Origin of the sequence: Serratia sp. LACPHL-BACT-2024-00286 (assembly GCF_043109535.1) — a bacterium.
Taxonomy (GTDB): Bacteria; Pseudomonadota; Gammaproteobacteria; order Enterobacterales; family Enterobacteriaceae; genus Serratia; species Serratia sarumanii.
In genome coordinates this window covers 153,843-174,633 of sequence record NZ_JBICNA010000001.1, presented here as the reverse complement: position 1 = coordinate 174,633, position 20,791 = coordinate 153,843, and the positions used below count along the sequence as shown (strand labels likewise).

Genomic DNA, 20,791 nt, shown 5'->3' with positions numbered 1-20,791 from the left:
GGCGATGGACAGTAAACTTTTAGACTATTACAACCGCGAGCTGGCCTATCTGCGCGAGATGGGCGCCGAGTTCGCCGAACAGTACCCGAAGGTCGCGGGCCGTCTCGGCATGCGCGGCATCGACGTGGCGGATCCTTATATCGAGCGCCTGATGGAGGGCTTCGCCTTCCTCACCTCGCGCGTGCAGCTGAAAATGGACGCCGAGTTCCCGCGCTTTTCTCAGCGCTTGCTGGAGATCATCTACCCCAACTACCTGTCGCCGACACCGTCGATGGCGATCGCCGAGCTGCAGCCGGACAGCAGCAAAGGCGATATCAGCAACGGCTTCGTGGTGCCGCGCGGCACCATGATGGACAGCCAGACGCTGAAGAAAAGCGGCATCACCTGCAGCTACGCCACCGCCCATGACGTCACGCTGCAGCCGGTGCGCATCGCCGCCGTCGAGCTGGGCGGCATTCCGGCCGATATCCCGTTGGCCTCGCTGGGGCTGCAGCACAGCGGCTGCGTCAGCGCGCTGCGCATTCGTCTCGAGTGCTACGAAAGCGTGACGCTCAACAACCTGCAGCTGGATCAGCTGATGTTTTACCTGGCCGGGCCGGACATGCAGGCGCAGCAGCTGCTGGAACTGCTGATGCAGCACAGCGTCGGGCTTGTCTGCCAAACGGTGGAGGCGCAGCCGCAGCGGCGGGCGCTGGCGCTGGACGGGCTGCGGCAGGAGGGCTTCGCCGCCGAACAGGCGCTGCTGCCCAACGACCTGCGCAACTTCGAAGGCTACCGGCTGCTGCAGGAGTACTTCGCCTTCCCGGCGCGCTTCCAGTTCTTCAGCGTCAACGGCCTGCGCCCGCTGCTGCAAAGCGTGCGCGAAGGGAAAAAGGCGCTGCGCCAGTTCGAGATCGTGGTGCTGCTGGATCGGCACGACGCCGCGCTGGAACGGGTGGTCGACGCCGCCCATTTGGCGCTGCACTGCACGCCGGTGATCAACCTGTTTCCGAAGGTCGCCGAACGCATCGCGATCAACGAAAAAAACCACGAATACCATCTGGTGGTCGACAATATCCGGCCGCTGGATTACGAAGTGTTCTCGGTGCAGCGGCTCGGCGGCAGCGCCAGCGAAAAACGCTACGAGCAAGAGTTTCGGCCGTTTTACAGCACCCTGAGCGCGGACGACGGCAACTATGGCGCCTACTTCTCGCTGCGGCGCGAACAGCGCACGCTGTCGGAGCACGCCCGCCGCTACGGCACCCGCACCGGCTATGCCGGTTCGGAAGTGTTCGTGTCGCTGGTGGACGAGCGGCAATCGCCGTGGCACAGCGATCTGAAATACCTCACCGCCGACGTGCTGTGCACCAGCCGCGACCTGCCGTTGATGTTGCTGCAACAGGATCAGGGCAACTTCGTGATGCCCGATTCGATCCCGATCAAGCAGGTCTCGCTGCGCAAAGGCCCCACCCCGCCGCGCCCGGCGCTGGCCGAAGGCATGATCACCTGGCGGCTGATCAGCCAGCTGCAGCTGAACTACCTCAGCATGATGGACGGCGATCCGGAACAGGGCGCCGCCAGCCTGCGCCAGCTGCTGGGGCTGTACGGCAACCTGAGCGAGCCGGCGATCGCCAAACAAATCCAGGGCGTGCGCCACTGCAACCTGCGGCCGGTCTATCGGCGAGTGCCGGAGCCGGGCCCCATCGTGTTCGCGCGCGGCATCGCCATCGATCTGACGGTCGATGAGCAGGCGTTCTCCGGCAACAGCCCTTATCTGCTCGGCAGCGTGCTGGAGCGCCTGTTCTCGCGCCTGGTGGCGATGAACACCTTCACCGAGATGACGCTCTCCAGCCAGCAGCGCGGCGAAATCGCCCACTGGCAGGCGCGCATGGGCAAAAGGACGCTGATATGAGTGCGGAGATGATTGCCACCGAACTGGCGCCGCCGCAGATCAACGCGCTGTATCGCCTGCCGGACGACTTCTGGCCGCGGCTGCGCAGCGCGCCTTACAAGCACGATCTGTTTCAGCTGCTGCGCCGCATCGACGCCCAGGGCGGCCAGCCTTACCTGCTGGGGCGCGCGCCGCTGCCGCGCCATGAGATGCTGCGCCTGGGCCAGGAGCCGTCGCTGTCGTTCGCGCCCTCCACGCTGGCGCAGGTGGCGCCGCGCGCCAACAGCCCGCTGCACGACGTCTCGATCTTCAGCTTCGGCCTGTTCGGCCCCAACGGGCCGCTGCCGCTGCACCTGACCGAATACGTGCGCGAACGGGTGTACCACCACCAGGACACCAGCCTGCTGGCGTTCACCAACCTGTTCCATCACCGGCTGACGCTGCTGTTTTACCGCGCCTGGGCCGACGCGCAGCCGACGGTGTCGCTGGATCGCCCGGACAACCGGCGCTTCGACGAATACCTGTCGAGCCTGATCGGCATCGGCCAGCCGGCGCAGCAGGAACGCGACAGCATCAACGCCCACGCCAAACATTTTATGGCCGGTCATCTGATTCGCCACAGCCGCGATCCGGAAGGCCTGAGCAAGATTTTGCAGCAGTATTTCAAGGTGCCGGTGCGCATCGTCGAAAACGTGCCGCACTGGCTGCGGGTGGAACCGCGCGAGCAAGCTCGGCTCAAGGCCGGGCGCGGCGCGCCGCGGCTCGGCGAGTCGGCCTTTCTCGGCATCGCGGTGCGCGATATTCAGCACAAATTCCGCATCGAGCTGGGACCGATGCCGCAGCAAGACTATGACCGCTTCCTGCCCGGCGCCGACCTGTGCCGGCAACTGCGCGACTGGGTGCGCCAATATCTGGGCATCGAGTTCGTCTGGGAAGTGCGCCTGATCCTGGCGAAGGAACAGGCGCACGGCATCCAGCTCGGCGGCGCGCAGCGACTGGGCCTGAGCAGCTGGCTGGCCGACGATCGGCGGCAACGCGATCTCGACGATCTGATCTTCAGCCCTGAACCGCTGGAAAATCCGTTCTGACCCTATTTCGGCCGGCGCCCTGCGGCGCCAGGCCACTCTGAGACCTGAGGAAAACCATGTCTGAAATCAGCCGCTCGGTATTATTTGGCAAACTGGATAGCCTGTTATTCACCTCTCTGGAAAGTGCGACGGCGTTTTGCAAGCTGCGCGGTAACCCCTACGTCGAACTGGCGCACTGGCTGCATCAGCTGATGCAATCGCCGGACGGCGATCTGCAGCAGATCGTCCGCCACTTCGCGCTGGACGAGGCGCAGCTGGCGCGCGATATCGTCGAGGCGCTCGATCGCCTGCCCCGCGGCGCCAGCGCCATCTCCGATCTGTCCGAGCACATCGACAGCGCGGTAGAACGCGCCTGGGTCTATGGCTCATTGAAATTCGGCGCGGCGCGCATCCGCGGCGGCCACCTGCTGCTCGGCATCCTGAAAACCTACAGCCTGCGCCATCTGCTGAAGGCCATTTCCCCGCAGTTCGAGCGCATCAACGCCGATCTGTTGATGGAGCAGTTCGCCGCCATCACCGCTCACTCGGCGGAAAACGCCCAGGATGCGGCGGCTGAAAGCGGCGCCGAGAACGTATCCGGCGCGGCGCGCAGCGGTGAAAGCGTGCTGGCGCAGTATGCCCAGGATCTGACCGCCAGAGCGCGCAACGGCGAGATCGACCCGGTGGCCGGCCGCGATGAGGAGATCCGGCAAATCATCGATATCCTGATGCGCCGCCGCCAGAACAACCCGCTGCTGACCGGCGAGGCCGGCGTCGGGAAAACCGCGGTGGTGGAAGGCCTGGCGCTGCGCATCGTGGCCGGCGACGTGCCGCCGCAGCTGCGCGACGTGAAACTGTGCCTGCTGGACATCGGCATGCTGCAGGCCGGCGCTGGCGTCAAAGGCGAGTTTGAAAAACGGCTGCAGGCGGTGATCGACGAAGTGCAGTCCAGCCCGACGCCGATCATCCTGTTTATCGACGAAATTCACACCCTGATCGGCGCCGGCGGCGCCCAGGGTACCGGCGACGCCGCCAACCTGCTGAAACCGGCGCTGGCGCGCGGCCAGCTGCGCACCCTCGGCGCCACCACCTGGTCGGAATACAAGAAATACATCGAGAAGGATCCGGCGCTCACCCGCCGTTTCCAGGTGGTCCAGGTACACGAGCCGAGCGAAAACAAAGCGCTGCTGATGCTGCGCAGCACCGTCAGCCCGCTGGAGCAACACCACCGCGTGCTGCTGCTGGATGAAGCGGTGGACGCCGCGGTGCGGCTTTCGCATCGCTATATTCCTGCCCGCCAGTTGCCGGACAAGGCGGTGGCGCTGCTGGATACCGCCTGCGCGCGCGTGGCGGTCAGCCAACATGCCGAGCCTGCTCAGGTCGAAGACTGCCGCCACCGCATCGATGCGCTGCAGATAGAGTTGGATATCGCCCGCCGCGAGGCCAAGGTCGGCATCGGCGATCCCCTGCGCCCGCAGGAGATTGAAGCCCAGCTGACCGCGCTGCGCCAGGAATTGGAACAGCTGACCGACCGCTGGCAGCAGGAGCTGGCGCTGATCCAAGAGATCATCACACTGCGCGCTCAGCTACACCAACAGGAAGCGGAGCCTGCCGACGAAGAGACGCAGGCTGGCCCTGACGCCGACGCGCTGCGAGCCCAGTTGGGCGAACTGCAGCAGCAGTTGAGCGCGCTGCAGGGCGAAGCGCCGCTGATCTTCGCCGCCGTCGACGCCAACATCGTGGCGGCGGTAGTGGCCGACTGGACCGGCATCCCGCTGGGCCGCATGGTGAAAAACGAGATTGAGGCGGTGCTGCAACTCTCCGACACCCTGAACCAGCGCGTGATCGGCCAACGCCATGCGCTGGATCTGATCGCCCGCCGGGTGCGCACTTCGCGGGCGCGGCTGGACGATCCGAACAAGCCGGTCGGGGTGTTCCTGCTCGCCGGGCCGTCCGGCGTCGGCAAGACCGAAACCGCGCTGGCGCTGGCGGAAACCCTGTACGGCGGCGAGCAGAACGTCATCACCATCAACATGAGCGAATTCCAGGAGTCGCACACCGTTTCGACGCTGAAAGGCGCGCCCCCCGGCTATGTCGGCTACGGCGAAGGCGGCGTGCTGACCGAGGCGGTGCGCCGCCGCCCTTACAGCGTGGTGCTGCTGGACGAAATCGAGAAGGCGCACCCGGACGTGCATGAAATCTTCTTCCAGGTGTTCGACAAGGGCTGGATGGAGGACGGCGAAGGCCGCCATATCGATTTCCGCAACACCATCATCATCCTGACCTCCAACGTCGGCACCGATCTGATCGCCGGACTGTGCAGCGATCCGGAGCTGCTGCCGGAGCCAGAGGCGCTGAGCGGCGCGCTGCGCCAGCCGCTGCTGTCGGTGTTCCCGGCCGCCTTGCTCGGCCGCCTGCTGGTGGTGCCGTATTACCCGCTGACCGACGCCACGCTGGGCAACATCGTGCGCCTGCAGCTGGGCCGCATCCAGCGTCGCCTGGCGGAGAATCACGACATCGTCTGCACCTTCGACGACGCGGTCATCGAGCAGATCGTCAGCCGCTGCACCGAGGTGGAGTCCGGCGGCCGCATGGTCGACGCCATCCTGACCAACACCCTGCTGCCGCAGATCAGCCACACCCTGCTGACCGGCAGCGCCAACGACCAGCGCTATCGCCAGCTGCATATCGCGCTGCAGAACAACGAATTCATTTGTCAATTTCAGGCATAACGCCGCGGCCGCCGAGGCGGCGGCCCTTTGAACACAGAGAGTCATCACTATGTCGGGAACCGGGATAACCAAACCGAATTCGAACAGCCTGCCGAGCGGCTATCGATTCAACGAATTCGAGATCCAGGAAGCGATCGGCGAAGGCGGCTTCGGCATCGTCTACCGCGCCTACGATCACCAACTGGAACGCACCATCGCCATCAAGGAGTACATGCCGACCTCGCTGGCGAAACGCAACGACGATCTCAGCATCGGGCTGCGCGGCGAGCGCTTCGGCAAAACCTTCCAGGCCGGGCTGAACAGCTTTATTCAGGAGGCGCGCCTGCTGGCGCGCTTCTCGCACCCCGGCCTGCTGCACGTGCTGCGCTTCTGGGAAGAGAACGGCACCGCCTACATGGGCACCCAGTTTTACAGCGGCACCACGCTGAAGAACCTGCAGGCGCAGCAGCCGGAGAAAATCAACGAGGCGTGGATCCGGCGGCTTCTGCCGCCGCTGTTCAGCGCCATCAACACCATCCATCAGGAAGGCTACCTGCACCGCGACATCTCGCTGGATAACATCCAAATCCAGGAGAGCCAGCTGCCGGTGCTGCTGGACTTCGGGTCGGCGCGCAAAGAGATCGGCAACCTGTCGGACGAAACGGAGATCATGCTGAAACCGGGTTTCGCGCCGATCGAGCAGTACACCGAGAACAGCGACGGCGAACAGGGGCCCTGGACCGATATTTATGCGCTGGGCGCCGTGCTGCACACGCTGATCGTCGGTTCGCCGCCGCCGGTCAGCGTGGTGCGCAGCATCGAAGACAGCTATCAGCCGCTGGCCGAGCGCCGTCCCGCCGGCTACTCGCCGGAGCTGCTGCGCACCGTCGACCGCGCGCTGGCGCTGAAACCGGAAGACCGCCCGCAGACCATCGATGAAATGGCCGAGCTGTTGCATCTGCCGATCGCCGATGAAAATGAAATCATCAGCACCCCGGCCGCCGCGCCGGAGAACCTGCTGGTGGCCGCCAACCCGGCTGCTGCCGCCGCGGCCGCCGGCGCCGTTACCGCGCGCAGCACCCAATTCTCGCGGCCGATGATGGCCGGCGCCGGCGTCGCGGCGCTGCTGGCGATCGGCGCCGTCGCCTGGCTGAGCGGCGGCGAGGATGATACCCCGGTCGTAGCGCAAAACACCGAGACGTCACCGGCGCAGAAAACCCTGACGGAGCAGCCGAGCGCGCCATCTGCGCCGGTGGAACCGCAAAAGGCGGCGCCGCCACCGCAGCCGGTGGCGCTGGTGTACTTCAAACTGCAGCCGGGCGAACAGGTCAGCCTCGACGGCAAGCCGCAGCAGGTGACGCCGGGCGAAAACGGCTTCGCCAGCCTGAATCTGGCGCCGGGTCGTTATCAGCTGGAGATCCGCCACAACGATCGGCTCCGCCAGCAGCAACTCAGCATCGACAACGCCGGCACCTGGCTGGTCAATCCGGCCACCGCCGGTTAATCCCGTTCTGCCCCCCGCCGCCGCGGGGGTTCCCTTTTTCATGAGACTGACGCACCACTGCCCACCATCATTGGCCGCGCGGCAAGGCCGCTGCAACGTCGGGGTATGCAGGGCACGACGTCAATCACAGAGGATGTTCTCATGTTGGATCGCATTATTGCGCACACGCCGCTGGGCCAGGAGCAGCTGCTGTTCCGCTCGCTGGACGGTATCGAGGCGCTTTCCACCCCTTTCGACTTCTCTATTGAATTGCTGAGCACCGACGCGCGGCTCGATCGCAAAGCGCTGCTCGGCCAACCGCTGACGCTGGAGATCCCGACTCAGGGCTTTCTCAGCGCCCCGCGCTACCTGAATGGCAAGATCACCGCCATCGCCGTCAGCAGCGAAGAGATCGGCGGTACGCGCTACGCGGTGTATAACCTACACGTACAGCCGGATCTGTGGCCGATGACCAAGGATCGCAACTTCCGCATCTTCCAGGAACAAACGGTGCCGCAGATCGTCAAGACTCTGCTGGCGGAGCACAACGTGCAGTTGGAAGATCAGCTGACCGGCGACTATCGCCTGTGGGGCTACTGCGTGCAGTACAACGAAAGCAGCTTCAACTTCATCAGCCGCCTGATGGAGTTGGAGGGCATCTATTACTATTTCAAACACGAGATGGGCAAACACACGCTGGTGCTCGGGGATGCGCCCCACCACCACCAGCCCTATCCCGGCTACGAGATGATCCCCTACCACCTGACGCCGTCCGGCGGCAGCACCAGCGAGGAAGGGATCAGCCAGTGGACGTTGTCCGATCGCGTCACGCCGGGCATCTACAGCCTGGACGACTACGATTTCCGCAAGCCGAACGCCTGGCTGTTCCAGGCGCGGCAAAACCCGGTCTCGCCGACGCCGGGGCAGATCGACGTCTACGACTGGCCGGGCCGCTACACCGAGCATCAGCAGGGGGAGTTCTACGCCCGCGTGCGCCAGGAAGCCTGGCAGGCCGAGCATCAGCAGATCCGGGGCACCGCCACCGCGATGGGCATCGCTCCCGGCAGCACCTTTACGCTGTATAACGCCCCGCACGCCGACGACAACCGCGAGTACCTGACGCTGCAGGCCAACTACCATCTGAAAGAGAACCGCTACGCCAGCGGCGACGATCAGAGCAGCGAACACCGTATCGACTTCACCGTGCTGCCGGCGGACGTGCCCTGGCACCCGCCGCAGCAGGCCACCTGGCCGAAAACCCACGGGCCGCAGACCGCCCGGGTGGTCGGCCCGGCCGGCGAATCAATCTGGACCGACAAATACGGCCGCATCAAGGTGAAATTCCACTGGGACCGCTTCGGTCCGAAGGACGACGGCAGCTCCTGCTGGGTGCGCGTCTCCAGCGCCTGGGCCGGCCAGGGCTACGGCGGCGTGCAGATCCCGCGCGTCAACGACGAAGTGGTGGTGGACTTTATCAACGGCGATCCGGATCGGCCGATCGTCACCGGGCGCGTTTATAACGAAGCCAGCATGCCGCCGTGGGCGCTGCCGGCCGCCGCCACCCAAATGGGCTTTATGAGCCGTTCCAAGGACGGCACCGCCGACAACGCCAACGCCCTGCGTTTCGAAGACAAGGCCGGCGCCGAACAGGTGTGGATCCAGGCGGAACGCAACATGGACACCCAGGTCAAAAACGATGAGAGCCACAGCATCGCTAACGACCACACCCACCTGGTGGGCGGCAACCAGATCAAACGGGTGGTGCTCAATCAGGCCAGCGGCGTCAAAGGCGAGGCCTCGGCGCTGACCGGCAAAACGCGCAGCGACGCCGTGGTCAACGCCTTTACCCTCGGCTCCGGCGAATCGCTGCGGCTGGAGTGCGGTGAAAGCGTGATCGAGCTGCTGGCGAACGGCCAAATCAACATCACCGGCACCAGCTTCAATATCACGGTGAAAGAGAACGGGGAGATCAATACCGGCGGCCAGCTGGATCTCAACCAGCCCGGCGGCGCCGCGCGCACCGCCGCGCCGGGCGGCGGCCATCAGGCGGCGATCCAGAGCGCCGTCGATCAGCTGTTCCCTAAAGAGTAGCCAAGTGGCACGCAGGGAAAGCCGGTTAACGTCGGCTTTCGGGCGGCGGCGCCGGCAAAACCGGCTGCCGCTGTAACCCCTTTTGGCAAGGAGATGAATGCGCTGGCGGCAAGGTCACCGACGTTGAGCCAAAACAACGGGCTGAAGCTGTCCCGTTCATCGCTTCAGCCTTCCTTATCATCAACGCCCCCTCACCACTTCTTCACCGTCTGGTAAATATCGAGGTCGAAATAGCCGTCGGCTTCGCAGTCGTTGAGATAGTGCTCATAGCTTACCCCCTCAACCGGCTGATAGCCGCTGGCTGGCAACAGCTTCTGGTAGAACTCGCCCCACACCCGCTCGAAGTCGCCATCGCTGATGCGCACGTGGTAGACCGCGTACTGCCCGGCGGGCAGCGTCTGCACGGTAACGCCCTCGCTCTCCGCCGGCAGCGCGAAATCGTCCGCCACGCTCATCACCACGTCGGCGCGCAGCTTTTCCGACGCCACTTCCGCCGGATCGTCCCAATACAGCACCAGCCATTTGCCGAACGGCACGCCGTGGCGCTGCCGCCATGCCAGCAGTTGCTGCGAGCCCTGTGGGATCGTCTGCGGATACGGCCCCACGACTCTCACCCCCACCACCTTCTCCGCCGCCTTATCGATAATCCTCACGCTCATCGCCCTTCCCCCTCACATTGTCTCAGGCGCCGATTTCGGTACGTACGTCCAGCAGCTCGGGGAAAAAGGTCAGATCCAACGCCTTTTTCAGGAAGCTGACGCCGCTGGAACCGCCGGTGCCCGACTTAAAGCCGATAATCCGCTCCACCGTTTTCATATGACGGAAGCGCCACAGATGGAAGCTCTCTTCGATATCCACCAGCTTCTCCGCCATTTCATAAGCTTCCCAGTAGGTTTGCGGGTTGTCGTAGATCACTTTGAACGCCGGCAGCAGATCCGGGTTGCGCTGGTAGGGCTGCGTCCAGTCGCGCTCGAGGCACTCCTGCGGGATCGGCAGGCCGTGGCGCGCCAGGTACAGCAAGTATTCGTCGTACAGGCTCGGTGCTTCGAGGATCGCCTTCAGCGCGGCGTGTTTTTCCGCGTCGCTGCTGAACACCGCCAGCATCGCCGCATTCTTGTTGCCGAGCAGGAACTCGATCGAGCGGTATTGGTGCGACTGGAAGCCCGACGAGCTGCCCAGCACGTCGCGAAACTCGACGTACTCCGACGGCGTCAGCGTTTCCAGCACCGCCCACTGTTCGAACAACAGCCGCTGGATCTGTTTGACGCGCGCGAGGATTTTGAAGCAGTGGCTGAGTTTGTCCTGCTGCACCAGCCGCAGCGCCGCCTGCAGCTCATGCAGCATCAGCTTCATCCACAGCTCGGAGGTTTGGTGCTGTATCACGAACAGCATTTCATCATGATGCGGCGGGTTGGAGAGCGGGTGCTGGCAGTCCAGCAGTTGGTCCAGGCACAGGTAGTCGCCGTAGCTCATGCGTTTGGAAAAATCGGTGACAATCGCGCTTTCTAATTCCCGTTTGTTCATCTGTGATCTCCGTTGCGCCCAGCGCCCCATCGGCCTGGAACGTGCCGCAAAGAGAAAACAATAGTACAGAACCCGCCGCCCCGAAGGGCGATAAACGAGAGGTGCTTCGCAGATCTCACTCATCTGCGCCGCCCCTCTCGCCCCGCTTTACCCTATCAGCCCAAACAGGTCGTTGAGCGACTCGCTCATGGTCGGATGGGTGAACAGCTGATCGCGCAGCCGGGTATAGGGCAGCCCGGCGTCCATCGCCGTTTTGACGATGTTGATCATCTCGTGGGCATCGCGGCACAGCAGCGCCACGCCGAGGATCTGGCCGGTCTGCGCATCGACCACCGCCTTCAGCAGGCCGCGCGTGTCGCCCAGCACGCGGGCGCGCGGGATAGCCGCCGCCGGCAGCGTGGCGACCTTAATGTCGCGCCCCTGCTGCCGGGCCTGATCTTCGCTGAGGCCGATGCGCGAGAAGCTGGGGGTGATGAACACCGAGTAAGGCACTGCGCCGCGATCGGCCGTGCTGCGTTTACCCGCGCCGAACAGGCTGTCGCGCACAATGCGGAAATCGTCCAGCGAGATATAGGTAAACTGCGGCCCGCCGTTGACGTCCCCCAGCGCCCAAATATGCGGCACGCTACTGCGCAGCTGCGTGTCCACCCGCACGGCGCCGCGCTCATCCGTCTCAACGCCGGCGCGCGCCAGCTGCAAACCTGCGGTGTTTGGCGCGCGCCCGGCCGCCACCAGCAGCGCATCGAACGACTGCACGCCGCCCTGATGCACCACCTCAACTCCCCCTTCCACATCGCGCACCTGCTTCACGCCGGCGTTAAACGTGAAGCTGACCCCGGCGTCGCTCAGGATTTGCTGTATCGCCTGCGCCATATCGCGGTCTTCCCGGCCGAGCAACGCATCCGCCTCTTCGAATACCGTCACGGCGCTGCCGAACTGCGCGAACATCGAAGCGAACTCCAGCCCGATATAACCGCCGCCAATAATGCCCAACCGCGCGGGCCGCTGCGTCAACTGCAGCAGGCCGGTGCTGTCGTAACTCCGCTGCGAGCGCTCCAACCCGTCGATCGCCGGCCGGCGGCTGACGGCCCCGGTGTTGATGAAGATGCGCTCGCCGCTCAGCACCTGCGTTCCCGCCGCGCCCTGCACGCTGATGCGATGCGGATCGATAAACTCCGCCCGTCCGTCGATCACCGTAACCTGTTCAAGCCCCGCCAGGTTTTGGTAATTTTTCTCCCGCAGCAGGCCGGTCACCTGCCGCTTGCGCGCCATCGCCTGGCTGAACGCCTGTTCGCCCGGCCCGTGAAGCTCGGCATCGTGCACCAGCGTTTTGGTCGGGATGCAGCCGATGTTGATGCAGGTGCCGCCATACATCTGCGCCGACGCCTCCACCATCGCCACGCGCCATCCCTGCCCGGCCAGAAAGGCCGCCAGCGTTTTGCCGGCCTTGCCAAAACCGATGATAATCGCCTGATAATCGTACATTGTGTCGCCTCGTCTCGTGATGTTCATCGCCGGTCAATCAGCGTATTGCGGCCTCAACTAGCCGCTCCAGCGGCCTCAGCGCCGCGATCTGTCGTTCGTCGGCCCCGGCGCTCCGCTTCAGACTTTCCGCCGGGTGGTAGCTGACCTGCGTTTTGCCCCGTTCGTCTTGCGCAATCAGCACCCTGAACGGCAGATCCAGCGCCAACGCCGGCCGCGCCAGCATCAGCGGCGTGCCCGCCAGCGGGTTGCCCAGCACCAGCACCGTGGTGGGCGGCATCGTCAGATGATGCTCACGCGCCGCTTTCGCGTGATCGAACTCGGCGAACAGCGTCACGCCCTTCTGCTCGGCCGTGCTGATAATGCGCTGACGCGTTTGCTGATAAGCGTAGGCGCTCTCTACCGTTCGGGTTTCTTGCCCCATCGTCCCCTCCGCCACGGCAGAACAGGCCAGCATCATCAGGCTGCCGGCCACGGCCCGGTTCATGACGCTCATGCGACCTTCCCCCGCCACTGTTTCTCGAGCAAACTGCGCGCCGAATCCGCCATGATCATCACCGCGCCCGCCAACATCAGGGTGTCCTTCAGCACCAGACGCCCGGCGCCGGAGAGATAAGGGAAACCGTGATGCGCATCGCCCAGCGCGGGCACCCAGGCCTCCGGGGTGGTGATCAAAAAGGTCAGCGTCACCAGCGGCGTGCAAAAGGAGAGTATGCCGCCCAATAGCCCCAGCCATTTGGAGAACGGGTTGGCCAGCACCAGCAGCGCGATCGCCACCTCCACCACGCCCAGGCCGTTGGAGAAGCCATAGGTATTGTTGGCCTGCTGCCAGGCGCGGGCGGCGAGGTTCAGTTCGCCTTCGTGCGTCAGGTGAGCCTGATAGTCCTGCGGCATGTCATAGAAAAACGACATCAGCGGGCTGTTGGCGACGAACGGCGTGATGCTGTCCGCTTCGTAAGGGATGAATTTGAGCAGGCCAATCCATAAGAAAACGATGGCGATGCTGAGGCGAATCAGCGTTAATCCCAGCTTGTCGCCCTTGCTCAGAAAGAATAGTATTTTCATTACCGGCTCCATGTCATTGATAACTCATGCATCGCAGCGGCGCCCTCCGCATCGCTGCACTATCGAACCGATCTTAGTGCTTCGCATTACGCCGGCCCATTGCCGAAACAATCAGCTTCTTAGCCAGGAGTCTCAAAATGGATCCGCTCAGCCAACTGTTGATGCTTAACGACATGCGCGGTTATGTGGCGCGCGATTGCCATTTCAGCGGCGAGTGGCGCTCGCCGCATGCCGCCGGGGAGTGGAGTCAGATCCGCTGGCACATGGTGCTGGCGGGCAGCTGTCGGCTGGAGATCCCCGGCGGCCGGCCGGTACCGCTGGAGCAAGGCAGCCTGCTGTTCTTGCCGCACAACTCCGCCCACCGCCTGCTGCCGGAGAGGGCCGACAGCGCCACGCACCTGCTGTGCGGCGTGCAAATCTTGCCGCACAGCGCGTCGCCGCTGCTGGCGAGCCTGCCGGAATGTTTGTTGTTCAACAGCCGCCAACAGGGGCGGCTGGCGCTGCTGCAGGCGACCGGCCAGCTGCTGAGCGATGAGTTCAGCCAACAGGGCCAGGGGCACAACGCCATTGTCAGCCAGACCATGGCGCTGCTGTTCGCGCTGGCGATCCGCGCCTGGCTGGCCCAGCCAAATCAGAGCGGCAATCTGGTCGCCGCGTTGCTGCATCCGCAGTTGGGCAACGTGGTTGAACAGATGCTGCGCCGCCCGCAACGTCCCTGGACGCTGGTTGAACTGAGCAAACAGGCCCATATGTCGCGCGCCAACTTCGCCCGCGTCTTTCGTCAGGTCACGCAGCAAACGCCGCTGCAGGCCCTTACCGCCATCCGCATGCAGCTGGCGGCCCGGCTGCTGGCGCGCCAGGCGTTGCCGCTGAGCCGTATCGCCGAACAAACCGGCTATTCGTCGGAGGTGGCGCTGCACAAAGCCTTCACCCGCCACTTCGGCCTGACGCCGGGAAAATTCCGCCAGCAGGCCGCCGATGCGCCGCCGGACGCTTGCCCGATCCCGGCGTAACCTCCCACCCCGCCTTACTGTTTAGTAAACAACTCGGCCGCCGCCTGACAACTCTCACAAATGCGCGATCCCATGCGGGTTTCGCCCCGGTTGCGGCTTGCCTGCGCCTGTCTTCCCTTATAGATTGCAGGCTAACGGCAGGCAGCAAGGTATCGGCAAATGGCAAATATTCGAGATGTCGCGCGGTTGGCCGGCGTGTCCATCAGCAGCGTGTCGAACCTGCTGAATAACCGCAGCCACCAGATGAGCGCGCAGACCCGTGAGCGCATCGAACAAGCGATGGCAACCCTGGGGTATCGGCCGGCCCGAACGGCGGCGTTACCCGCACCGCAGGCGAAGATCATCGGCCTGCTGCTGCCGTCGATCGTCAACCCGAGCTTTTCGGCGCTGGCGCATGCGGTCGACGGTGCGGCGCGGGCTCACCGTTACCGCGTCTTGCTCGGCAACGCCTACCGCCAGGAACAGGAAGAGGCCGCGTTTATCGACGATATGTTCCTGCACGGCGTGCGCGGCATCATCGTGGCGGCGAGCGACATTCGCCAGACTCATTTTGTTCGGGCCGCCGAGCGAGGCATGAAGATCGTCAGCTACGACAGCCCGTTCGCCGAGCCGATAGCCACCGATGCCCGGCTGTTCGACAGCGTGTCGATGGACAATATCGCCGCCGGGCGCCTGGCCGCGCAGCACCTGCTCGAACGCGGCTGCCGACACATTGTGTTCGCCACCGAAGCGACGCTGACCGTCGGGCGCAGCCACAAGATCGACGGTTTTCTAAGTGCGCTGGGGCACAGCCTGAGCGAACGCCAACGGGTGATCGAAGGCAAAGCCAACAGCGCCTACGGCGACACGGAAATGTTCGAGTTGGGGCTGACGCTGGCGCCGCGCGTGCTCGCGCTGACGCCGCGCCCGGACGGTATCGTGGCGATTAACGATGCGCTGGGCATCGGGCTGATGGTGGGGCTGCGCGCCGCCGGCGTCCAGGTGCCCGCAGACATCTCGGTGATCGGCATCGACAATATCGCGCTGGCTGGCCTGGCCGAACCGGGGCTGACGTCCGTCAGGCCGCCGCTGGCGGAGATGGCGCAGCTGATGGTCGAGCGCCTGATCGGCCGCATCAACGATGATGCGCAACCGCCCGGCGAGTTTCTCTTCCCGCCGACGGTCATCAGCCGGCGCTCGGTCAAAGCCGCCGGCTAACTGAAATAACAGCGTCTTCCCCAGGCGATGCGCCGCGGCATCGTCCGGATCGGTGTCAGCCAAAAACAAAGGAAAAGGCCGTCGGGCTTAAGGGATGCCCGCGCCTCAATGAATCAGCGTCGTGCCGTTATTTAACGTTCAGCTCAGGGTTATGGGCCGGGCCTCTATTATTCCGATTAACCACATTGGAAATATCAAAATGAAAATAAGCAAGCCGCAGGATATTGAACGCAGCGCTATCAGGAAATTGACGCTGCATATTGTCCCCCTCATGATTTTATTGTATTTCCTGGCGTTTCTCGATCGCAATAACATGGCCTACGCCGCCAAAGCGCTGGAAGATAACCTGGGCCTGACCGCCTCGGCCTTCGGCTTCGCCTCCGGGATTTTCTTTATCGGCTATTTCCTGTTTGAAATACCCAGCAACGCCGGCACCATTAAATTCGGCCCGCGCATCTGGTTCGCCAGAATATTAATTTCCTGGGGCATCTTCGCGACCCTGCTCGGCTTTGTGCGCACGCCGCTGGAGCTGTATATCTGCCGTTTTATGCTGGGCGTATGCGAAGCCGGATTCTTTCCCTCGGTGGTGTATTACTTTACGGTGTTCTTCCCGGAAAAATACCGCACCAAAATCCTCGGCATGTTCATCATCGTCCAGCCGCTGTCCAACGCCGTCGGCTCGCCGATTTCCGGCTTTATTCTCAATATTCAGCATGACTGGTTCGGGTTCGCTCCCTGGCAGCTGCTGTTTATCCTCGAAGGGCTGCCGCCGATCGTCATCGGCCTGCTGATCCCGTTCCTGATCAAGAACTCGCCCAAGGACGTCGGCTATCTGAACGTGGAGGAAAAGGCCTGGCTGATGAGCAACGCCGGCCGCTCCAAATCCGGCTCTAAAATCACGCTGGGCGACTTCCTGAAAGGGATGAAAAACAAGAAATACCTGCTCTACGCATTGCTCAACTTCGGCATGGTGTGCGGCATTTACGGCTTCGGCACCTGGCTGCCGTCGATCATTACCGCCCTCTCCGGCGGCGATATCTTCCGCGTCAGCCTGCTGGCGCTCATTCCCTACGGCCTGGCCGCGCTGCTGGTGTACCCGTGGAGCCTGTGGGCCAGCAAAACCAAAAAGCTCGGCGTGTTCGCCGGCCTCAGCATGGTGGTCGCCGCTATCGGCCTGATGGGGGCGGTGACATTTTTTAAATACGATCCGCTCGTCGCGCTGTCGTTCCTGTGCATCGCCGCCATCGGCATCTACACCGCCGTGCCGCCGTTTTTATCTATGCCCGCCAATATTTCCACCGGCGCGGCCGCGGCCGCCGGGCTGGCGGTGGTCAGCTGCATCGGCAATATCGGCGGCTTCGTCGCGCCTTATGCGGTGGGCGTACTGAACGATCTGACCGGCAGCAGCGCGCCGGGGCTGTTTTTCCTGGCCTCGTGCCTGTTGGCCACCGGGTTGATCTGCATTTTCTACTGCGCGAAACAGCGTGAAGGCGTCATCAATACTTAACGAACCAATAAGGAGTCAATCATGGGCGATCTTGCGGGCAAAAAGGTGTTTATCACCGGGGCGGAACAGGGCATCGGCCGCGCCACCGCAGAGCGGCTGATCAAGGCCGGTTGCGACATCTATTTTCACTATCACAGCGACGAAAGCGGCCCCAAAGCGCTGGTGGCGCTGGCCCATTCATTGGGGCAAAAGGCCGCTTACGGCTACGCCGATCTCATCGATAGCGACGAAACGCTGCGCTGCGTTTCGGCCGGCGCCGAGTTTCTCGGCGGCATCGACATTCTGGTCAATAACGTCGGCGGCATCGTCGGGCGAAAATGGCTGGGCGAGATCGACCGCGCCTTCTGGCAAACCGTGATCGACGTGAACATGACCACCATGCTGAACGTCACGCAAAGCGCGCTGCCGTTCCTGAAGGCGGCAAACGGCGCCAGCATCGTCAACCTGGCGTCGCAAGCCGGCCGCGCCGGCGGGCACTCCGGCTCGCTGGTCTATTCCGCCACCAAGGGCGCGGTGCTCACCTGGACGCGCTCGCTGGCGGCAGAGCTGGGCGAATACGGCATCCGAGTGAACGCGGTGGCGCCCGGCCTGATCCTCGGCACCCGCTTCCATAATCGCCACACCACCCAGGCATCGGCGGAGGAAACCGTTCGCGCCATCCCGCTGGGCCGCGCAGGCACGCCGGACGACGTGGCGCGCGCCATCACCTTCCTGGCGGCGGAGTACGACGGCTTCATCTCCGGCGCCACCCTCGACATCAACGGCGGCATCTACCGCATGTAATTCAACCGCGGGCGGCATGGCTGCCGCCCTCTCATTCAGGAATCGCTTTATGATCAAATCCGCCATCACCCACCCGCCGCTGCTCGCCGCGCTGGCGCAATGCGGGCATAAAACCCAGGTACTGATCGCCGACGGCAACTACGCCTGCGTGACGCACGCGCCGAAAGACGCCACCGTGGTCTATCTGAACCTGGCGCCCGGCACGCTCGCCGCCCCGCCGATCCTGGAAAAACTGCTGGCCTGCATCAACGTGGAAAGCGCGGCGCTGATGGCCTGCCCGCCGGACTTCACCAACACCATCGAAGCCGAATACCGACAGCTGCTGCCGGCGCAGTGCCCGGTCGAACATCTGCCGCGCGAGGCGTTTTACGCCGCGGTCAAATCGGATCGGACGCTGCTGGTGATCGCCTCCGGCGAACAGCGCCGCTTCGCCAACCTGCTGCTGACGGTGGCGCCGGGGGGGTGAGAAAGGGACATGTCGATAGGATAAAAAGAGGGGGCTCCCCCCCTCTTGCGGTTACAGATCCACAATCAGTTTTTCCAGTTCTCCTGCAAGAGCCGCATCGATATAGCTGGTAGCCCAGCCAAACAGATAAGCGAATGCAAAAATGCCCACCGTCGACGACACCAGCGTCGGCGCGAAAAACGCGGCGATAGCGGAGAGCGTGTAGCCTGCCCCGATGGACAACCCGAGCGCCTCAAGCTGATTACGGAACGCTTTCCAACTGCCGGTAGAGAAACCCTCGATCGCGGCGTTTGTCAGGTCCGCCCCTTTAATCGCCCAATCCACGCCGGTAAACGCCTTGCCCAATACCCGCGCATTGCGGGCATACTGTTCCGCATCGATCTTTTTCAACCAGGCGACAATCGCCGCTTTATCCTGCGCCTTGAGCTTTTTGTTCAAGCCCTTCGTTAATTGCTCGTAGGTTTTTTCCGCATCCTGCACATTGCGGATATATCTGCCTTGAATTCCTGCCTCCAAATCCTTGGCGAGCTTGGCGTATTTCGCGCCGAGCTTTTCCGCGATATCTTTATTGATGCCGGCGGCCAGGCTGACGCCATCCTTGATCGCTTTTAATTCCGCATTTTGATATTCGACGAACTCCTTAACGATATTTTTTACCGAGCCTGGAGATTTCACCGGCTTACCGTTGGCATATTTCACCTCCATGCCATTCAGATTATCCCCTCTCACCACGGCGATAAACGCGGGCCGGTTCTTATTGGCCTTATAGTAGAGACTGTAGGTCGCCATTCCGGCTTGCTTTTCCACCTTCAAATGATGAAAGCCGAAATAACTCCCGGTCGTGCGGGTCGTCGAGAACTCACCGCTTTTGCCGTTACCATGCCAGCCGTTGACGGGCCGATCGCGGTGTGAGTCTGTCACGAAACTGCCTAACGAGGAGGCGCCGATCTGCCCGGCGTTCAGGCCATTATTACCACCTTTACCGGGGGTTGAGGTCTTGCGCGCATGGCCGGTTTCGATATCCCCGATCGCCACCATTCCTCCCTTGGCGTTGACTCCCATCACCAGTCCACCCAGGCCAATGTGCTTAGCCTGATCGGCCGTCAGACCGGTGGCAGAAAGGCTCAGCGTGCCGGACGGGCTGACGCTTTCAATACGCAATTGTGCATCCGGGTTGATTCTGCGCGCCGCCTTGATCACCGCCGCCAGCTTCATGCGCAACGCCGGATCGTTTTGGATCGCCGCTATCTGTTGCTGTTCCGGGCTGTTGCCAACACTGGCGCCGCCGCGATCGCCGGAATGGCCCTTATCACCGCCCCCAGGTTCTGGGCCCGTACCACGTTCAGAACTCCAGTTAGTTCCATCCCCTTTACCGCCATAATTAAATCCAGGCATATGCTTAATCCTTATTTCTTTATTATCAACATGCCGAGAAATACGCACGACGTAATTCTCGGCAAACCAATTTTTAACTGCCCGTCCGTTATAGAAATTCACAGCAACAAGAACAATGCATGGTGGCTGTGTGGCAGATTAAACAAAGAGAAACGGCGTTAACGGCAGAAATATGACGACCGAAAAACTTGATAGTCATAAATAGAAGGCGCTTACAGGAGGGGGGGATATGCTGCGGCTTCCGATCCCGATTCAGATAACAGCCGCACACGAAGTTGGCCCAAAAGTACCGAATGTGGTCACCTGCCCTACTCTTGCACGATGAGCGGATGGCAAATAATGGCTCCCGAACTTATCGTTAACAGGAGAATACAAATGAAAGCTTTGGTTCATGCCACCTTGCTGGCCGCCATGATGGGCGCCGCTTCCTTCAATGCATTGGCTCAGGAGACCGAAAACGTGAATACCAAAACCATCAGGGCCATGTCGGGCGCCCCCGCCACCACTGCCCTGGCCGCCGCCAAAACGGCGCTGATCGTGGTGGATATCCAGAATGAATATTATGCAGGCAATAACTTCCGCGGCAAAATGGTTATCCCGGATGGCCAGAAGGTGTTGGATAACAGTAACAAGCTGGTTGAGTTCGCCCGCAAAAACGGCATGCCGGTCTATTTCGTGCGGCATCTGGGGCCGGCCAACGGCCCGCTGTTTGCCGAAGGCTCGGTCTACGCCGAATTCCATCAGGCGCTGCAACCCGCTAAAGGGGATGTAGTGATCACCAAAGCGACGCCGAGCGCGTTCGTCGGCACCGTTCTGGATGCGCAACTGAAGAAGCAGGGCATCAAAACGCTGATTGTGGCCGGTTTGATGACGCACATGTGCATCTCTTCTACCGCACGCGACGCGGTGCCGCTCGGCTATGATGTGCTGATCCCGCAAGACGCGACGGCGACGCGCGATCTGGACGACGGCGCGGGCGGCGTGGTCGATCATCGCGTGTTGCAGCGGGCGGCGCTGGCCGCGGTGGCGGACGTGTTTGCGGAAATCAAAACTACCGAGGGCATCCTGGCTCTGCCGGTGACCAAATAAGGTTCAGCGCGCCGCTCCCCGGCGGCGCACACTGCAAGAGGCGTTATC

At 62.9% G+C, this 20,791-nt stretch carries 17 protein-coding genes; 11 read left to right on the top strand and 6 right to left on the bottom strand.

Annotation, left to right across the window (positions count from 1 at the left end; translation table 11 throughout):
* The first annotated feature begins 4 nt into the window (after positions 1-4).
* The 5 genes from tssF to ACF8MC_RS00830 all read left to right on the top strand — a co-directional run bounded on the left by tssF (position 5) and on the right by ACF8MC_RS00830 (position 9,222).
* Positions 5-1,891 carry a type VI secretion system baseplate subunit TssF gene (gene tssF / locus ACF8MC_RS00850; protein ID WP_033647812.1) on the top strand — a complete coding sequence of 629 codons (1,887 nt, stop codon included), beginning with the start codon at positions 5-7 and terminating at the stop codon, positions 1,889-1,891.
* Positions 1,888-2,958, top strand: coding sequence for a type VI secretion system baseplate subunit TssG (tssG, locus tag ACF8MC_RS00845; protein ID WP_033653611.1), 1,071 nt, complete (start codon positions 1,888-1,890; stop codon positions 2,956-2,958). The genes tssF and tssG overlap by 4 nt, the downstream gene beginning before the upstream one ends.
* 56 nt (positions 2,959-3,014) lie before the next feature.
* On the top strand, positions 3,015-5,669 hold the full coding sequence (tssH, locus tag ACF8MC_RS00840) for a type VI secretion system ATPase TssH (protein WP_164104853.1): 2,655 nt from the start codon (positions 3,015-3,017) through the stop codon (positions 5,667-5,669).
* A 49-nt stretch (positions 5,670-5,718) separates the two neighbouring features.
* Positions 5,719-7,152, top strand: coding sequence for a serine/threonine-protein kinase (locus tag ACF8MC_RS00835; RefSeq protein ID WP_049211936.1), 1,434 nt, complete (start codon positions 5,719-5,721; stop codon positions 7,150-7,152).
* A 141-nt stretch (positions 7,153-7,293) separates the two neighbouring features.
* Positions 7,294-9,222 (top strand): type VI secretion system Vgr family protein, encoded by a 1,929-nt coding sequence (locus ACF8MC_RS00830; RefSeq protein ID WP_121535728.1) that lies wholly within the window; start codon positions 7,294-7,296, stop codon positions 9,220-9,222.
* Positions 9,223-9,413: 191 nt separating this feature from the next.
* Here ACF8MC_RS00830 and sbmC read toward each other — a convergent pair whose 3' ends face one another.
* From sbmC to rclC, 5 genes are all read right to left on the bottom strand, one after another.
* A complete protein-coding gene (gene sbmC / locus ACF8MC_RS00825) occupies positions 9,414-9,881 on the bottom strand; it encodes a DNA gyrase inhibitor SbmC (RefSeq protein WP_049211939.1) in 468 nt (155 codons plus the stop codon).
* 22 nt (positions 9,882-9,903) lie between these two features.
* The gene (gene kynA, locus ACF8MC_RS00820) at positions 9,904-10,746 is read right to left on the bottom strand and encodes a tryptophan 2,3-dioxygenase (RefSeq protein ID WP_033635042.1); all 843 of its coding nucleotides are present in this window, start codon (positions 10,744-10,746) and stop codon (positions 9,904-9,906) included.
* A 147-nt stretch (positions 10,747-10,893) separates the two neighbouring features.
* Positions 10,894-12,231: a reactive chlorine resistance oxidoreductase RclA gene (gene rclA / locus ACF8MC_RS00815; protein WP_060387932.1), complete on the bottom strand. Its 1,338-nt coding sequence runs from the start codon at positions 12,229-12,231 to the stop codon at positions 10,894-10,896.
* Positions 12,232-12,268: 37 nt separating this feature from the next.
* On the bottom strand, positions 12,269-12,685 hold the full coding sequence (locus tag ACF8MC_RS00810; protein WP_049211955.1) for a DUF302 domain-containing protein: 417 nt from the start codon (positions 12,683-12,685) through the stop codon (positions 12,269-12,271).
* A gap of 35 nt (positions 12,686-12,720) precedes the next feature.
* Positions 12,721-13,293, bottom strand: coding sequence for a reactive chlorine resistance membrane protein RclC (gene rclC, locus ACF8MC_RS00805; protein WP_086556934.1), 573 nt, complete (start codon positions 13,291-13,293; stop codon positions 12,721-12,723).
* A 137-nt stretch (positions 13,294-13,430) separates the two neighbouring features.
* Between rclC and ACF8MC_RS00800 the strand changes: the two genes are divergently transcribed.
* The 5 genes from ACF8MC_RS00800 to ACF8MC_RS00780 all read left to right on the top strand — a co-directional run bounded on the left by ACF8MC_RS00800 (position 13,431) and on the right by ACF8MC_RS00780 (position 18,259).
* The gene (locus ACF8MC_RS00800) at positions 13,431-14,306 is read left to right on the top strand and encodes an AraC family transcriptional regulator (protein ID WP_060387933.1); all 876 of its coding nucleotides are present in this window, start codon (positions 13,431-13,433) and stop codon (positions 14,304-14,306) included.
* 159 nt (positions 14,307-14,465) lie between these two features.
* Positions 14,466-15,503, top strand: a complete 1,038-nt coding sequence (locus ACF8MC_RS00795; protein ID WP_041035680.1) for a LacI family DNA-binding transcriptional regulator — start codon at positions 14,466-14,468, stop codon at positions 15,501-15,503.
* Between the two features lie 271 nt (positions 15,504-15,774).
* Complete coding sequence (locus ACF8MC_RS00790) at positions 15,775-17,010, top strand: MFS transporter (protein WP_170929829.1); 1,236 nt, start codon at positions 15,775-15,777, stop codon at positions 17,008-17,010.
* Between the two features lie 21 nt (positions 17,011-17,031).
* Positions 17,032-17,793: an SDR family NAD(P)-dependent oxidoreductase gene (locus ACF8MC_RS00785; RefSeq protein WP_049196301.1), complete on the top strand. Its 762-nt coding sequence runs from the start codon at positions 17,032-17,034 to the stop codon at positions 17,791-17,793.
* Between the two features lie 49 nt (positions 17,794-17,842).
* Positions 17,843-18,259: an RbsD/FucU domain-containing protein gene (locus ACF8MC_RS00780; protein ID WP_041035686.1), complete on the top strand. Its 417-nt coding sequence runs from the start codon at positions 17,843-17,845 to the stop codon at positions 18,257-18,259.
* Positions 18,260-18,310: 51 nt separating this feature from the next.
* Here ACF8MC_RS00780 and ACF8MC_RS00775 read toward each other — a convergent pair whose 3' ends face one another.
* The gene (locus ACF8MC_RS00775; protein WP_033653600.1) at positions 18,311-19,654 is read right to left on the bottom strand and encodes a colicin-like pore-forming protein; all 1,344 of its coding nucleotides are present in this window, start codon (positions 19,652-19,654) and stop codon (positions 18,311-18,313) included.
* 375 nt (positions 19,655-20,029) lie between these two features.
* On the opposite strand from ACF8MC_RS00775, the gene ACF8MC_RS00770 reads away from it, so the two are divergent.
* A complete protein-coding gene (locus tag ACF8MC_RS00770; RefSeq protein ID WP_164104854.1) occupies positions 20,030-20,743 on the top strand; it encodes a cysteine hydrolase family protein in 714 nt (237 codons plus the stop codon).
* Positions 20,744-20,791: the final 48 nt, after the last annotated feature.

Coding starts and splice junctions, on each gene's coding strand:
- tssF (WP_033647812.1), top strand. CDS start 5: ATGGACAGTAAACTTTTAGACTATTACAACCGCGAGCTGGCCTATCTG.
- tssG (WP_033653611.1), top strand. CDS start 1,888: ATGAGTGCGGAGATGATTGCCACCGAACTGGCGCCGCCGCAGATCAAC.
- tssH (WP_164104853.1), top strand. CDS start 3,015: ATGTCTGAAATCAGCCGCTCGGTATTATTTGGCAAACTGGATAGCCTG.
- ACF8MC_RS00835 (WP_049211936.1), top strand. CDS start 5,719: ATGTCGGGAACCGGGATAACCAAACCGAATTCGAACAGCCTGCCGAGC.
- ACF8MC_RS00830 (WP_121535728.1), top strand. CDS start 7,294: ATGTTGGATCGCATTATTGCGCACACGCCGCTGGGCCAGGAGCAGCTG.
- sbmC (WP_049211939.1), bottom strand. CDS start 9,881: ATGAGCGTGAGGATTATCGATAAGGCGGCGGAGAAGGTGGTGGGGGTG.
- kynA (WP_033635042.1), bottom strand. CDS start 10,746: ATGAACAAACGGGAATTAGAAAGCGCGATTGTCACCGATTTTTCCAAA.
- rclA (WP_060387932.1), bottom strand. CDS start 12,231: ATGTACGATTATCAGGCGATTATCATCGGTTTTGGCAAGGCCGGCAAA.
- ACF8MC_RS00810 (WP_049211955.1), bottom strand. CDS start 12,685: ATGCTGGCCTGTTCTGCCGTGGCGGAGGGGACGATGGGGCAAGAAACC.
- rclC (WP_086556934.1), bottom strand. CDS start 13,293: ATGAAAATACTATTCTTTCTGAGCAAGGGCGACAAGCTGGGATTAACG.
- ACF8MC_RS00800 (WP_060387933.1), top strand. CDS start 13,431: ATGGATCCGCTCAGCCAACTGTTGATGCTTAACGACATGCGCGGTTAT.
- ACF8MC_RS00795 (WP_041035680.1), top strand. CDS start 14,466: ATGGCAAATATTCGAGATGTCGCGCGGTTGGCCGGCGTGTCCATCAGC.
- ACF8MC_RS00790 (WP_170929829.1), top strand. CDS start 15,775: ATGATTTTATTGTATTTCCTGGCGTTTCTCGATCGCAATAACATGGCC.
- ACF8MC_RS00785 (WP_049196301.1), top strand. CDS start 17,032: ATGGGCGATCTTGCGGGCAAAAAGGTGTTTATCACCGGGGCGGAACAG.
- ACF8MC_RS00780 (WP_041035686.1), top strand. CDS start 17,843: ATGATCAAATCCGCCATCACCCACCCGCCGCTGCTCGCCGCGCTGGCG.
- ACF8MC_RS00775 (WP_033653600.1), bottom strand. CDS start 19,654: ATGCCTGGATTTAATTATGGCGGTAAAGGGGATGGAACTAACTGGAGT.
- ACF8MC_RS00770 (WP_164104854.1), top strand. CDS start 20,030: ATGAAAGCTTTGGTTCATGCCACCTTGCTGGCCGCCATGATGGGCGCC.